12 protein-coding genes and 1 pseudogene are annotated in these 13,338 nt (G+C 64.2%); 9 read left to right on the forward strand and 4 right to left on the reverse strand.

The annotated features are described in order from the left end of the window. The first annotated feature begins 36 nt into the window (after positions 1–36). The 4 genes from HV770_RS23755 to HV770_RS23770 are packed head-to-tail and all read left to right on the forward strand — an operon-like array spanning position 37 to position 5,197. Positions 37–1,527: an aldehyde dehydrogenase gene (locus tag HV770_RS23755; protein WP_175163763.1), complete on the forward strand. Its 1,491-nt coding sequence runs from the start codon at positions 37–39 to the stop codon at positions 1,525–1,527. A gap of 17 nt (positions 1,528–1,544) precedes the next feature. Beyond that, positions 1,545–2,510, forward strand: coding sequence for a VOC family protein (locus HV770_RS23760; RefSeq protein ID WP_175163570.1), 966 nt, complete (start codon positions 1,545–1,547; stop codon positions 2,508–2,510). Then, positions 2,503–3,768, forward strand: a complete 1,266-nt coding sequence (locus HV770_RS23765) for an NAD(P)/FAD-dependent oxidoreductase (protein ID WP_175163572.1) — start codon at positions 2,503–2,505, stop codon at positions 3,766–3,768. The genes HV770_RS23760 and HV770_RS23765 overlap by 8 nt, the downstream gene beginning before the upstream one ends. Positions 3,769–3,793: 25 nt before the next feature. Further along, the gene (locus HV770_RS23770) at positions 3,794–5,197 is read left to right on the forward strand and encodes an MFS transporter (RefSeq protein WP_175163573.1); all 1,404 of its coding nucleotides are present in this window, start codon (positions 3,794–3,796) and stop codon (positions 5,195–5,197) included. A gap of 272 nt (positions 5,198–5,469) precedes the next feature. Here HV770_RS23770 and HV770_RS23775 read toward each other — a convergent pair whose 3' ends face one another. The 4 genes from HV770_RS23775 to HV770_RS23790 all read right to left on the reverse strand — a co-directional run bounded on the left by HV770_RS23775 (position 5,470) and on the right by HV770_RS23790 (position 8,633). Continuing rightward, the gene (locus HV770_RS23775; RefSeq protein WP_175163575.1) at positions 5,470–5,931 is read right to left on the reverse strand and encodes a GNAT family N-acetyltransferase; all 462 of its coding nucleotides are present in this window, start codon (positions 5,929–5,931) and stop codon (positions 5,470–5,472) included. 149 nt (positions 5,932–6,080) lie between these two features. Next, positions 6,081–7,184, reverse strand: coding sequence for an NAD(P)/FAD-dependent oxidoreductase (locus HV770_RS23780; RefSeq protein ID WP_175163577.1), 1,104 nt, complete (start codon positions 7,182–7,184; stop codon positions 6,081–6,083). Between the two features lie 156 nt (positions 7,185–7,340). Continuing rightward, positions 7,341–7,544, reverse strand: coding sequence for a DUF3562 domain-containing protein (locus HV770_RS23785; RefSeq protein WP_175163579.1), 204 nt, complete (start codon positions 7,542–7,544; stop codon positions 7,341–7,343). Positions 7,545–7,739: 195 nt separating this feature from the next. Next, entirely contained in the window at positions 7,740–8,633 is an 894-nt protein-coding gene (locus HV770_RS23790) for a LysR family transcriptional regulator (RefSeq protein ID WP_175163581.1), read from the reverse strand. Between the two features lie 251 nt (positions 8,634–8,884). On the opposite strand from HV770_RS23790, the gene HV770_RS38830 reads away from it, so the two are divergent. From HV770_RS38830 to HV770_RS23810, 5 genes and pseudogenes are all read left to right on the forward strand, one after another. Then, complete coding sequence (locus HV770_RS38830; protein WP_246291125.1) at positions 8,885–9,052, forward strand: hypothetical protein; 168 nt, start codon at positions 8,885–8,887, stop codon at positions 9,050–9,052. Continuing rightward, positions 9,000–9,275: pseudogene (locus HV770_RS23795) on the forward strand (lipocalin family protein); the annotation flags it as partial. The gene HV770_RS38830 and the pseudogene HV770_RS23795, both read left to right, overlap by 53 nt. A gap of 177 nt (positions 9,276–9,452) precedes the next feature. Continuing rightward, complete coding sequence (locus tag HV770_RS23800; RefSeq protein ID WP_175163583.1) at positions 9,453–10,052, forward strand: cytochrome b; 600 nt, start codon at positions 9,453–9,455, stop codon at positions 10,050–10,052. 69 nt (positions 10,053–10,121) lie between these two features. Then, positions 10,122–11,573, forward strand: a complete 1,452-nt coding sequence (locus HV770_RS23805; RefSeq protein ID WP_175163585.1) for a glycosyltransferase family 2 protein — start codon at positions 10,122–10,124, stop codon at positions 11,571–11,573. Positions 11,574–11,761: 188 nt separating this feature from the next. Then, on the forward strand, positions 11,762–13,012 hold the full coding sequence (locus tag HV770_RS23810) for an aromatic ring-hydroxylating oxygenase subunit alpha (RefSeq protein WP_175163587.1): 1,251 nt from the start codon (positions 11,762–11,764) through the stop codon (positions 13,010–13,012). Positions 13,013–13,338 lie beyond the last annotated feature (326 nt).

Here is a 13,338-nt window from a genome sequence, read left to right on the forward strand (position 1 = left end):
TTAGCTGACTAGTTGAAGCAAACCGGAATGACCGACATGACTCACTTCGATACCAGCCTCGTGCCCACCGGCGATATTTTCATCGGCGGCGAATGGCGGCAAGGGCGCGGCAACCCGTACAAAAGCCTGTATCCGGCGGATCAGTCGGTCAACATGGAAATCTCGACGGCCAATGCCGACGACGCGCGCGACGCAGTGGAAGCCGCGGATATCGCGTGGCGCCGCGCGGACTGGTCGGGTCTGAAGCCGCATCAACGCGCGCTGGTCCTGTACCGCATCGCCGATCTGATCATGGCGCGCCACGAAGCGCTCGCGCAATTGCAGCGCCGCGACAACGGCAAGCCGATCGGCGAGACGCGCGTGCTGGTGGCGAGCGCCGCGAACACCTTCCGCTATTTCGCGGCCTGCCTCGAAACGCTCGACGAAGAAGTCACGCCCTCGCGCGGCGACTATCTGACAATGAGCCTCTATGAACCGATCGGCGTGATCGCGGCGATTACGCCGTGGAACTCGCCGATTGCATCGGATGCGCAGAAGCTCGCGCCGGCATTGGCAGGCGGTAACGCGGTGGTGCTGAAACCCGCTGAAGTCACGCCTTTGACCTCGCTGGCACTCGCGCGCATCTGCGAAGAAGCCGGCGTGCCCAAGGGAGTGATCAGCGTGCTGCCCGGCAAGGGCTCGGTGATCGGCGACGTGCTGGTGCGGCATCCGCTCGTGAAGAAGGTGTCGTTCACGGGCGGCACCGAAGTGGGCCGTGGCATCGCGCGCATCGCGGCGGACAAGCTGATGCCGGTGTCGCTCGAACTCGGCGGCAAGTCGCCGACCATCGTGTTCGACGACGCCGATCTCGATCACGCGGTCAACGGCGTGCTGTACGGCATTTTCAGTTCGTCGGGCGAGGCGTGCATTGCGGGTTCGCGGCTGTTCGTGCAGCGCTCGATTTACGATGCGTTCATGAAACGCCTGGCCGAAGGCGCGCGCAAGCTGCGCGTCGGCGATCCGTCGCGCCCTGAAACGCAGATGGGTCCGCTGATCACGGCGGCGCATCGCGAAACCGTCGAGCGCTATGTCGCGCTGGGTCTCGAAGAAGGCGGGCGGCTCCTGTGCGGCGGCGAACGTCCGGTCGGCGAAGGCCGCGAAGCCGGCACGTATTTCCAGCCGACGATTCTCGAAGGCCTCACCAATCAAGCGCGCATCTGCCAGGAAGAAATCTTCGGGCCGGTGCTGGTCGCGATGCCGTTCGACGACGAAGCCTCGCTGCTGAAGGACGCGAACGACAGCGTGTTCGGCCTCGCCGCCGGCATCTGGACGCGCGACTACAAGCGCGCGTACCGGATCGCCCGCGCGCTCGAAGCCGGCACGATCTGGATCAACACCTACAAGCTGTTCTCGATCTCGACGCCGTTCAGCGGCTGGAAAGAGAGCGGCATGGGACGCGAGAAAGGCCGCCTCGGCATTCGCGAATACATGCAACAGAAGAGCCTGTACTGGGGCTTGAACGACGCGCCGCTGGCGTGGGCAAACTAATACGCAAGAGGCACGTTATGACGATTCTCGGCATCGAACAGATTATTTACGGCGTGACGGATCTCGCCACCTGCCGCCGCTTTTTCGCGGACTGGGGCTTGAAAGAGACCGCGCACGACGAGACCCACGCGCGCTTCGAAACGCTGAACGGCTGCACGATTCTCGCCGTCGACGCGAACGACCCGTCGCTGCCGCCCGCGTTCGAAGAGGGCCCGACGCTGCGCGAAGTGACCTGGGGCGTCGCCACCAAAGCCGAACTCGACGAGTTGCGCGGCCGCTTCGCCGGTCAGCCGGGCCACTTCGAAACCGACGACGCGGTGGGCTGCATCGACCCGAACGGGATGGCGATTCGCGTCGAAGTAACCCGCAAGCGGGCGCTCGACGTACACGGTTCGCCGTCGAACGTGTGGGGCCAGACGTTGCGCGTCGATCAGCCGTCGCCGATCTACGAGCGCGCGGAACCGGTCGAAGTGGGTCACGTCGTGTTCTTCACGAACCAGCTCGCCGAACAGGAAAAGTTCTACCAGGAGCTGCTCGGCTTCGAAATGTCGGACCGTTATCCAGGCCGCGGTGCGTTCATGCGCTGCGCGCCGCACGGCGGCCATCACGACATTTTCCTTCTGGCCTTGCCCAACGGTAAGCGTGGTCTGAATCACGTCGCGTTCACCGTGCGCGACATCCACGAAGTATTCGGTGGCGGCATGCACATCAGCCGTTGCGGCTGGGATACGCAACTCGGGCCGGGGCGTCATCCGGTGTCGTCGGCGTACTTCTGGTACTTCCAGAATCCGGCGGGCGGCCTGATCGAGTACTACGCGGATGAAGACCAGCTCACGCCCGATTGGCAGCCGCGCGATTTCGAACCGGGTCCGACCGTGTTCGCCGAATGGGCGATCGACGGCGGTATCGACGGCAATACGCGGCGCCAGAAAAACGCGAAGGCGCCGGAAGGCAAGTTCATGACGGAGCGCAAAAATGACTGACGCTGCCACTGAAAAGGCGCAAGCCGCGCATGCCGGGCTCGAAGCGCCGCGCACGATCGTCGTGATCGGCGGCGGCCAGGCAGCTGGCTGGGTCGTGAAGACGCTGCGCAAGGAAGGCTTCGATGGCCGTCTCGTGATGATCGCCGACGAGGTGCATTTGCCGTACGAACGCCCGCCGCTGTCTAAGGCCGTGCTGGCCGGCGAAGCGGATATCGACACCGTGCGGCTGGTCAAGCCCGACGACTTCGATGCGCTGAACGTCGAAGCGTGGCAACCGGATTGCGCGAGCGCGATCGATCGTGAGCAGCGCATCGTGCGCACGCAGTCGGGCCGCGACGTGCAATACGACCGCCTCGTGATCGCCACGGGCGGCGCGGCGCGCAAGCTGCCGGACGCGCTCGTGAAGACTTCGCACGTTACCTACCTGCGTACGCTCGACGAAGCCGTCGCGCTCGGCGAACGGCTGCGCGCAAGCAAACGCGTGCTGGTGGTGGGCGGCGGCTGGATCGGCCTCGAAGTCGCGGCCACCGCGCGCAAGCTCGGCGTCGACGCGACCGTGGTCGAAGGCGCGCCGCGTCTGTGCGCGCGCTCGCTGCCGCCGATGGTGTCCGGCTTCCTGCTCGAACTGCATCGTGCGAATGGGGTGGACGTGCGCCTGAACGCGTCGCTCGTGAAGCTCGAAGATCATCCGCACGACGCCAACCGGATTCGCGCCACTTTCGCGGACGGCTCGACGCTCGACGCCGATTTCGCGGTCGCCGGCATCGGTCTTACGCCGCACACGGCGCTGGCCGAAGCCGCGGGCGTGAAGGTGGACGACGGCATCGTCGTCGATCATTTCGGCGCCACCGACGACCCGCGCATTTTCGCGTGTGGCGACGTCGCGAATCATCCGAGCGCGTGGCTCAAGCGCCGCGTGCGGCTGGAGTCGTGGGCCAACGCGCAGAACCAGGCAATCAGTACGGCGAAAGCCTTGCTCGGTACGTTCGAACCATACGCGGACATTCCTTGGTTCTGGTCCGATCAATACGACGTCAATCTGCAAATCCTCGGCGATATTCCTGGCGATGCGCAACTGGCGGTGCGCGGCGATTTGCCGGGCAAACGCGCGACCCTGTTCCATCTGGAAGACGGCGCGATTCGCGGCGTGATCGCGATCAACACGCCGCGCGAACTGAAGCTCTCGCGCAAATGGATGAATCAAGGCCGGAGCATCGACCTTGCCACCTTGACCGACGCCTCGACGGCGCTTGCCTAACCACATCTACGGACGGCACCACGGCATGAGAACCATCGACAACACCATGGGGGACCGCAGCAGCGCCGGTGTCTCAGGCCCCGTGACCCGGGGCTCGATCATCGCGCGTCTCGAGCGGTTGCCGAAGAACGCGATGCAGGTGCGCGCGCGCATTCTGATCGGACTCGCGACGTTCTTCGACGGCTTCGACGTGATCGCGATCGCGGCCACGCTGCCGATCCTGATCGCGAAGTGGCAATTGACGCCGTGGGAGATCGGCTTTCTGATCGGCTCCGGTTCGGTCGGACAACTGATCGGCGCATTCGTGTTCCCGTGGTACGCGGAACGCAAGGGCCGCGTGAAGGCGATCGCGCTGAGCTCGGGGATCATCGGCATCACGAGTATTGCGTGCGGTTTTGCGCCGACGTTCGCGGCGTTCGTCGTGCTGCGGGTAATTCAGGGTTTGGGGCTCGGCGGCGAATTGCCGGTGGCCGCGACTTATATCAACGAGATCAGCCGCGCGCATGGCCGTGGGCGTTTCGTGCTCCTCTATGAAATCGTTTTTCCGGTCGGCCTGCTCGCCTCGAATGCACTGGGTGCGTGGATCGTGCCGCGCTTCGGTTGGCAAGCGATGTATTTCATCGGCGGCATGCCGTTGATCCTGTTCTTCGTGCTGCGCAAGCTGGTGCCGGAATCGCCGCGCTGGCTCGCCGAGCGCGATCGGATGGCCGATGCGGACGCCGCCGTGCATGCGTTCGAACGCGCGAGCAAAGGGCCGTTGCCGCCGGTGGTCCATGCGGCTGAGTTCGACGCGATGGCGAATCGTCATCCGAAGCGCCGCATGGCGGACCTGTTCGGCCCGGCTTATCTGAAGCGCACGCTGGCTGTGGCGATGCTGTGGATCACTTGCGGCTTCATCCAGTACGGTCTGTCGACCTGGCTGCCGACGATCTATCGCACGATTTATCACGCGCCGCTGCAACTTGCGCTGAATCTGGCGGTGGCGGCCTCGGTGCTCGGCGTGCTGGGATCACTGACCTGCGCGTTGCTGGTCGACAAGGTGGGACGCAAGCCGATCATCAACGTGTCGTTCATCGCGTGCGCGCTTTCTCTGGTGCTGGCAGGCGTGTTCCACGGCTCGTCGGTGTATGTGGTGGCGACGTTCTGCGCGTTGGCGCTGGGCTTCCTCGCGTGCGGTTTCATTACCGCTTACGTGTACACGCCGGAGCTGTATCCGACCAGCATCCGCGCGATGGGCTGCGGTGTCGGCGGCGCGTGGCTCAAGGTCGCGGCGATTTTCGCCCCGGCGATCGTGTCGAAGACGATGATCGGCGGCAACCTTCAGGTGGCGTTTTATATTCTCGCGGCAGTGCCGTTTCTGGCGGCGATGGCAGTGCATTTTCTTGGCATCGAGACCAAAGGGAAGGTGCTGGAGCAACTGGAGGCTTGAGAGGGTGACGGGTTGCGTCGGCGGTTGAGGGGCGGCGAGGTCGTGTCGCGATTGTTGGGAGACGAGAGGCACATCGAGTGATGTGCCTTTTGTTTTTTGTGGCGTGCGAAACGTGAACTCCGTAGGAAATCTGTTACGTAAATAAGGACTGGTCTCGATGGTGAATTTCGATCTATCTTCAGGTGAAGTTCGGACACCCCCTTTTTGGGCGGACGATCACACGCCTTATCAATCGACGACCAGATGGGTGCCGTCCATCCGCTCGCCACTCCTCACAATGCTTTGCGATAGACCACAAACCCCGACTTATCCGCGACCGCGTCATAAAGCTTCATTGCCGTCTGATTCGTCTCGTGCGTTTGCCAGTAGACGCGCTGCGCCGCATCCGCTTTGGCCCGCGCATAGACTGCTTCGATCAGCGCCCGCCCCACGCCCTTGCCGCGCTCCGATTCGAGCGTATAGAGATCTTGCAGATAGCAGACCGGCCCCGCCATCGTCGTGTGACGGTGATACAGGAAATGCACGATGCCGACCAACTGATCGTTGCGTTCGGCGACCAGCGCATGCATCGGCTCATAGCCGTCGAAGAAACGTCCCCACGTGATGTGCGTGATTTCGCGCGGCAAGGCCGTTTCGCCGGAGCGGCCGTAGAACGCGTTATAGGCGTCCCATAGCGGCAGCCATGCGTCGAAATCTTCTCGGGTGACAGGGCGGATCTGAATCGAGTGGGACATCAGTGCGTTTCCTTGTTGAGTGATGGCAGCAAATGCTTGAGTCACCACGGTGTGAGCGCGGCTCGCGTCATCGCGGTTTCGTCGGTTTCGTCGTGCTGCGGAATAAACAGGGGCGTGAGCGCTGGACATCGCGATGGCAATCGAATCGTTCAAACCATCTCGGCTCTGAGCCAACGGGCGAGCGTTGTGTCGTCGGCGGTCGTCAGCGCTTGTGCGACGCGCCGGCCCACCGCCGCGCCGAATTTATAACCGTGCCCCGAGCACGCCGACACCACCAAGGTATTGCCGATGCGCTTCGAAAAGAAGCGCCTGTCAGCCGTGAATGTGTACGCGCAGGTCTTTACTTCGGTCACCGTATATTCGTCAATGCGCCTGAACGGCGGCGCAAACAGCCGGCGTATCTGCTCGCCTTCGTCGGGGCACGCGGCGCGATCGGCGTCGGGGTCCGGCGCGCGAGCCTTATGGACGCCAGCGCCAAACTTCAGGCCGATGCCGTCGAGCGGCGGCAGCACATAGCCGTCGTTCTGGCCGCCAATGTCGACGATCGCAGGCGCGTTCGACCACGCCTCTTCGAGATCCGCAGGCGGTTCCAGGTAGGCGACGGCGTTGCGGTACGTCGTCAGGTTGTCGGCAAGCGCGGGAAACAGCTGCAGGGTCCACGCGCCGGTGGCGACTACCAGCCGGTCGGCGCGCACGATCATGTCGTCGCCGAGCCGCACCGACGCCGTGTGCGGATCGACCGCAAGCGCCTTGGTATGCATGCGAATGTCCGCGCCGCGCATTTTGAGCCACGCCTTCAGGTCGCGCGCGATGCGTTCGCTAAAGAGCGCGCCGCCGTCACGATCGAGGTACGCGTAGCGAAACGTATCGGGGTCGAGAAACGGATAACGCGCGGCCGCGTCGTGCGCATCGAGCCGTTCGTATTCGAAGCCCATGCGGTCGAGGCCCGCGCGGAACTGTTCGGCGCCGTCGTCGGGGAATTGCGAAATGCCGAGCACGCCGCAGTTGGCATAGTGCGACACGCCAAGGTCGTTCCACAGCAGGTCCCAACTATCCAAGGCCTCGGCGATGGTGCGCGCATAGCCGTCGGCATCGCCATATGCGCGGCGGATCATGCGATGACGGTCGCCCGACGCGCCGAGCGGATTCGGAATCGAGCCCTGCTCGATCAGGGTGATGTCGTGCCCGAGTTTGGTGAGCGACCACGCCGTACTCAAGCCCGCGATACCCGCGCCTACGATTGTCACGCGCATTCAGATCCCCCGAGTCATGGTTCAGGCTCAGAGTCTAGCAGCGGGAAAATATCTTCGGTACGCGTTCGCGGGAATCGGCGCGCAAGGCGAGGAGCCGATGCGAAACGTCGTCACAAGCGTCGTGATGAAAGGCGGTGGTCTCCGCGCGCCACCGCATCAATGTCTTTGATTCGAGCTACTGCGAAGCTGATTGCGGACCTTCTTCGCGGCGAATAGCGGCACGTAATCGAATACGCGCGCATCGAGCCGGTAATCGGCCAGCGTGTCTGCATACATACGGGAAACTGTTTCGGTCGGCGTGTCGGTTTCTTCAGCGATGCTTCTCACCACTTCGTTGACATCAGGCTCGGGCTGCGACATAAATTTCTCCGGATAAGGCCGGTTGGTTGGACGGACGGAACGCGGACAGCAGGAAATTCATTACAGGACGCGATCCGCGTGCATGCCAATTGAATCGGTCTATCGTGCGATCCGATTCACAGAGATTTTTGTCTTGCACTGTGGCAAGTGTCCGCGCAGCGGGGCGATGCGCGAAATCAATGGCTATGCCGATGCTTACGCGTCGCCGAATAACCGCTCGGACAGAAAATCCACAAACGCCCGCAGCTTCGGCGAGAGCTGGCGGTTCGACGGCCACACCACCGAGAACTGTCCCGCGTGTGCGAGATGCTCGGCGAGCACGCTGCGCAGCGTGCCTGCGTGGATCGCCTCGCGGGCCAGGAAGTCGGGCATGTACGCGATACCGAGGCCGAGTTCCGCCGCGCCGCGCAGTGCTTCCATGTTGTTGCAGGTCAGCGCGCTCGGAAAGTGCGCGGCGGCATCGTCCGGCAAGCCGCGCAACGACCAGGCTTGCAGCTTGCCCGAGGTCGGAAAGCGAAAGCGCAGACACGCGTGCTGGGCGAGATCGGCGCGCACGAGCGGCACGCCGCGCCGCTGCAGATAGGCCGGCGAAGCGCATAGCACGAAGCGGAACGGGCCGAGCCGCCGCGCCATCAGTTGCGAGTCGGGCAGCTCGCCGCTGCGGATCGCGGCGTCGAAGCCGCCTTCGATCACGTCGACGAGACGGTCGTTGAAATCCAGTTCGAGGTCGATCTCCGGGTAGCGCCCCGCGAATTCCGGCAGGATCGGCAGCAAGAAGCGATAGCCGATGGTCGGCAAGCTCACCCGCAAGCGCCCGCGCGGCGTGGCGTTGGCTTGCAGCATCATCGATTCGGCTTCGCTCAGTGCGTCGAGAATCTGCCGGCAGCGCTCGTAGAAACGTTCGCCGTCCTCGGTCAGGCTGACGCGCCGCGTGCTTCGCTGCAGTAGACGTACGCCGAGATGCTGTTCGAGGCGCGCGACGCTTTTGCCGACCGCCGACGCCGACAGGCCGAGCCGCTGCGATGCGCCGACGAAGCTGGACGCCTCCGCCGTGTGCACGAATGCGACGATGCCGCTCAGGTTTTCCATGCGCTTGATTCAGGAGCCGAAGTCCGGAGTGCGGTCAATGTAGCATTATTGGCCGACTTTATTCCGTTATCCGCGCTTGGTTGGGCTGGGTTGGGAGGCGTGAGCCCACCGGGCGGCGGGTGCCTGGAGTTCGGTGAAGTGTGGCGGAGATAACTCGCCAAAGGGCCGTCCGCGCAAAGCGCTAGCTCCGTCGAATCCCTTCGCTGCGCATCGATCCGGCGGGCTCGAACGTAAAAGGTATATGCACCGCTATGTCCGAGGCTTTCGCCATGCGCCGCGCCGTCTGTGCCACCGCCATCGTCATTGGTGCAGCCGCCGCTGCGTCCGTGCTGCTGCTGACGCTCGCGGGCTGTTCCAACGACATGGCGTGCCGACGACAAGATCGACGATTCGTACTATGCGCGCAAGAAAAGCTTTGACGGGCCGGAAAAGCATTACCGGTTTCTCGACACGCCCGTGCCCGGCAAAGATGGCGGGGAGTGGCGCGCGCGACTGTTCTGGCCGCTTATCCGGGTAAAAAACCTCTGCCGGATCTTTGCACGCGAGCCCGACATCAACGACGGCACCTATCGCGCGCTGCTCGGCCGGCTGGATGCAATGGGCTACGATACGACGCGCTTCAGGCGCGTGCCGCAGCGCTGACGCACCACCCCCCGGCCAAACAATCTGAAATACGCAGTTAAGCGTCTGGAGGAATAAAACGGCACACTGAGGCGTTAGCTTGATACCGGCTGGCGCGTTTGAACGTGTGACGTGCGACCGCACCGGATCTTCAGACAGCTTTAGCAGCAACGTACCGTACTCGCGGACAAAACCACCATGAACACTCACGCCGATTCCCTGACCGATTCGACCGCCGCCCCGCTGCCGACGCGCTACACCCGCACGGCGATCACGCTGCACTGGCTGATCGCGCTGCTGATGATCGGCAACGTCATGCTCGGCCTGAGCGCCGATTCATTGCCCGACGACTGGGTGCGTCCGGTGATCGATACGCACAAGTCGATCGGCATCACGGTGCTCGGTCTCGCGCTGCTGCGCATCCTATGGCGCGTGTCGCACAAGCCGCCGCCGTTGCCGCGCGAGTTTCCGTCATGGGAGAAGGTCGCCGCGCACCTCGCGCATTTCCTGCTGTATCTGCTGATGATTGCACTGCCGCTGTCCGGCTGGCTGCACGACTCCGCATGGAAAGACGCGGCGACGCATCCGATGCATCTGTTCAACGTGATTCCATGGCCGCGCATCGGCTATGTGATGAACCTCGATCCGGCGCTCAAGGAGACCCTGCACGACCGCTTTGGCACGCTGCATACGTGGCTCGGCTATGCGCTCTACGCATTGCTGGCGATGCATATCGGCGGCGCGCTCAAGCATCAGTGGATCGATCGCAAGTCGGTACTCCGGCGCATGGCGCCGTGAGGCTTCCAGGCGCTGTCTTCCTTTCCCGATAACCGCGGCATCGACGCACCCAAACCCCCGGCAGTCATTTTGAAAAACACTCTGGAACAGGCACTTGCACTCGCCTCGCCGCGCATCTTGCCGCGTCGCGCGACCTTGTCGAGCACGCTGATTCACTTCAGCGTCGTCGCCGTGTGGCTGCTGCTGTTCGCGCGCGCGTTCTTTCTGAAAGGGGCGTTGGCGTGGTCGACCGGGATTGCGTACGTCGTGTATGACACACTGCTGCTCGCGTTCGTCACGTGGAAGTCGCTGCCGCTGATGCGGCGCCCGGCGCCGCTCGAAGCCGACTACGAGCAGCGCCGTTTGCCGAGCATGGGCGTGATCGTCGCATCGCACAACGAAGCGGCGGTGTTGCCGGTGACGCTCGCCGCGCTGCTGCGCCAGACGCACGGCCCGGCGCAGATCGTGATTGCCGACGACGGCTCCACCGACGCCACCCGCGCGCTGCTCACCGAACGCTTCGGCCTCACGGCCGCCGCCGACGGCGTGCTGAGCGCGGCGAGTGCGCTGCACCCGAACCTGTTCTGGCTGCGCGTGCCGCACGGCGGCAAGGCGCGCGCGCTGAACGCCGCGATCACCGTGATGACCACGGACACCGTGATGACCGTCGACGCCGACACGCTGCTCGACGACGACGCCACCTACGCGATGCGCGCCGCGTTCGCGAGCGAGCCGAAGCTGGTCGCGGCGGCCGGCATTCTGGTGCCGGTCTGCGGCAAGTCGCTCTCGGGCCGCGTGTTCCAGTGGTTCCAGACCTACGAGTACATGCGCAACTTCATCGCCCGTTTTGCGTGGATGCGCGCGGACAGTCTGCTGCTGATCTCCGGCGCGTTCGCGTCGTTCAGGCGCGACGCGCTGCTCGACGTGGGCGGCTTCGACCCGCAATGTCTGGTCGAAGACTACGAGCTGATTCACCGGCTGCGCCGCTATTCGGTCGATCGCGGCCTCGGCTGGGACGTGCGGGTGGTCGGCGACGCGCATGCGCACACCGACGCGCCGGACAACCTCGGCAGTTTTCTGCGGCAACGCCGGCGCTGGTTCGCGGGCTTCCTGCAAACGCAATACTGGAACCGCGACATGACCGGCAATCGGCGCTACGGCACGCTCGGCATGCTGATGCTGCCGGTCAAGGCCCTCGACACGATGCAGCCGATTTACGGCCTGACCGCGTTCGCGCTGCTGCTCGGGTTTCTGGTCGGCGGGCATGGCACGATTGTCGTGTCGATCTTCAGTGTGATCGGCCTGAAGACCGCGATCGATCTTGCGTTCTATTTGTGGAGCATTCATCTGTATCGGCGCTGGACCGGCGAGCGCACCGGCAACAGCCTGTGGATGGCGATGCTCGCGGCGATTGCCGAGCCGTTCACGTTTCAACTCGTGCGGCACGCCGGGGCGGCGCTCGGCTGGCTGCACTTTCTGCGCGGCGGACGCTCGTGGGGCGTGCAACGCCGCTCCGGCCTGGTGGCGCGCGACGAGAGCTGACGGCGCGCCGCCTTTGCGGCACTTTCGGCGGCAGCGCGCGCTCAGGCGGGCGCGACGCGGCGTCGCGAGGCACGGGGCGCCCTCCCCCGACCCGGACGGCGGTCGCATCTAGTAGACTGGCGTCGATGCCGGCCTCAAGATATGCAGGGCGGCGACCTTCTATCCGCTGGTGCATGGAGGCTTCACGTATGCATGCTGTTCCCCCGCTCGAACAAGACACCGTCGATGCAACCGTCGATGCGGCGCCTGCTCAAGCAGCGTCGCAGAATGCCGCGCATGCGGCCGCTGCGGCAGCAGCGCACGCGCATGCGCCGGACCACGCCGCCCACGACGCACCGGTGCGCGATCTGCGCCGCGTCGGCATTCACCCGGACTACTGGTATCCGCTCGCGTGGTCGCATGAAGTGAAGCGGGGCAAGACGCATGGCGTGACGTTCGCCGGCGATCCGATCGTGCTGGCGCGCGCGGAGTCCGGCAAGGTGTTTGCGCTGGAAGACCGCTGCGCGCATCGGCAAGTGCCGCTGCATCAAGGCGTGGTCGAGGGAGAGTCGATTCGTTGCGGCTACCACGGGTGGACCTACGACTGCTCGGGCAAGTGCACCGACGTGCCCTATCTCGGGCGCGACCGTTTGCCGAACGGCGTGCGTTCCTATCCGTGTCAGGAAGTCGAAGGGCTGATCTTCGTGTTTCCGGGCGATGCCGAACTGGCCGAACAGCGGCCGCTGCCCAAGCTCGGGTCGGTGGGCGACAAGAAGTACAAGACGCGCCGTTTCGGCCGTCCGGTGAACTGTCACTATTCGTTCATGCACGAAAATCTGATGGATATGAACCATCAGTTCCTGCATCGCAAGCAGATGGGACAGATGCGCGCGCGTTCGCTGGGGCGGCGTAAAGGCGAAGGCTGGGTCGAAGTCGATTACACGTTTGCGCGCATGGCCGGCCAGCAGCCGATCGGCGAAGCGATCGTGTTCGGCCAGAGCCGCAAGACCGGCGGCGACAACGACAAGGACGTGATGACGATCCGCACCGAGTATCCGTATCAGACGCTGCAGATCCGCACGTCCGAGCAGACGCTGGTGATGGACCTGTGGATCGTCTATGTGCCGCTCGATCGCGAACAGCGCACCAATCGCACGTTCGGTTTGCTGTCGATCCGTAAGCCCGGCATTCCCGGCGTGCTGAATCTCGCGTGGCCGCTGCTCGTGTGGTTCACCGAGCGCATCTTCAAGGAAGATCGCGAAATCGTCGAAGCCGAACAGCGCGCGCACGACTCGCAGGGCGCGGACTGGAATCACGAGGTGTTTCCGGTCATCAACGAACTGCGCGCGTTGTTGCGCGAGGGCGGCGCGGCCGATCAGGTGGTGGGCGCCGGCACCGGCGACACGTCGGTGATCCGCTTTTGGGATTCGCGTCAGGGCAATCCGTTGGCGAAGTCCTGAGATTCGGGCTGAGGTGCCGCGCACGTCGAGGCGCGGCGCATCGTATCGCATCGCGTCAGTCATATCGGCCTGAGCGCGCTAATGGCTTGAGCCTGCGGCGCTGGCCGGAATTGCCGCCGCAGTCGCACGACAATGCGGGCACGGCGCCGCATTCACAGGACAAACCCGGCAAAACGCGCCGGCGCGCTCTCGTTTCCCCCTCCCAGCGAATCAATCCATCTCCATCCGGTAGGCAATGCGGCGCGCGAGAGCGGCGATAATGTCGTCCGATACGCGCGGGTTTGCGCCAATCGGCATGCGCCGCGCTCACATCCCTGTACCATTTC

This window comes from Paraburkholderia fynbosensis (assembly GCF_902859935.1).
In the GTDB taxonomy this organism is placed as follows: domain Bacteria; phylum Pseudomonadota; class Gammaproteobacteria; order Burkholderiales; family Burkholderiaceae; genus Paraburkholderia; species Paraburkholderia fynbosensis.

What these genes read in the sequence shown, in the direction of transcription:
- HV770_RS23755 (WP_175163763.1), top strand. Translation starts at nt 37, where the DNA reads ATGACTCACTTCGATACCAGCCTCGTGCCCACCGGCGATATTTTCATC.
- HV770_RS23760 (WP_175163570.1), top strand. Translation starts at nt 1,545, where the DNA reads ATGACGATTCTCGGCATCGAACAGATTATTTACGGCGTGACGGATCTC.
- HV770_RS23765 (WP_175163572.1), top strand. Translation starts at nt 2,503, where the DNA reads ATGACTGACGCTGCCACTGAAAAGGCGCAAGCCGCGCATGCCGGGCTC.
- HV770_RS23770 (WP_175163573.1), top strand. Translation starts at nt 3,794, where the DNA reads ATGAGAACCATCGACAACACCATGGGGGACCGCAGCAGCGCCGGTGTC.
- HV770_RS23775 (WP_175163575.1), bottom strand. Translation starts at nt 5,931, where the DNA reads ATGTCCCACTCGATTCAGATCCGCCCTGTCACCCGAGAAGATTTCGAC.
- HV770_RS23780 (WP_175163577.1), bottom strand. Translation starts at nt 7,184, where the DNA reads ATGCGCGTGACAATCGTAGGCGCGGGTATCGCGGGCTTGAGTACGGCG.
- HV770_RS23785 (WP_175163579.1), bottom strand. Translation starts at nt 7,544, where the DNA reads ATGTCGCAGCCCGAGCCTGATGTCAACGAAGTGGTGAGAAGCATCGCT.
- HV770_RS23790 (WP_175163581.1), bottom strand. Translation starts at nt 8,633, where the DNA reads ATGGAAAACCTGAGCGGCATCGTCGCATTCGTGCACACGGCGGAGGCG.
- HV770_RS38830 (WP_246291125.1), top strand. Translation starts at nt 8,885, where the DNA reads ATGTCCGAGGCTTTCGCCATGCGCCGCGCCGTCTGTGCCACCGCCATC.
- HV770_RS23800 (WP_175163583.1), top strand. Translation starts at nt 9,453, where the DNA reads ATGAACACTCACGCCGATTCCCTGACCGATTCGACCGCCGCCCCGCTG.
- HV770_RS23810 (WP_175163587.1), top strand. Translation starts at nt 11,762, where the DNA reads ATGCATGCTGTTCCCCCGCTCGAACAAGACACCGTCGATGCAACCGTC.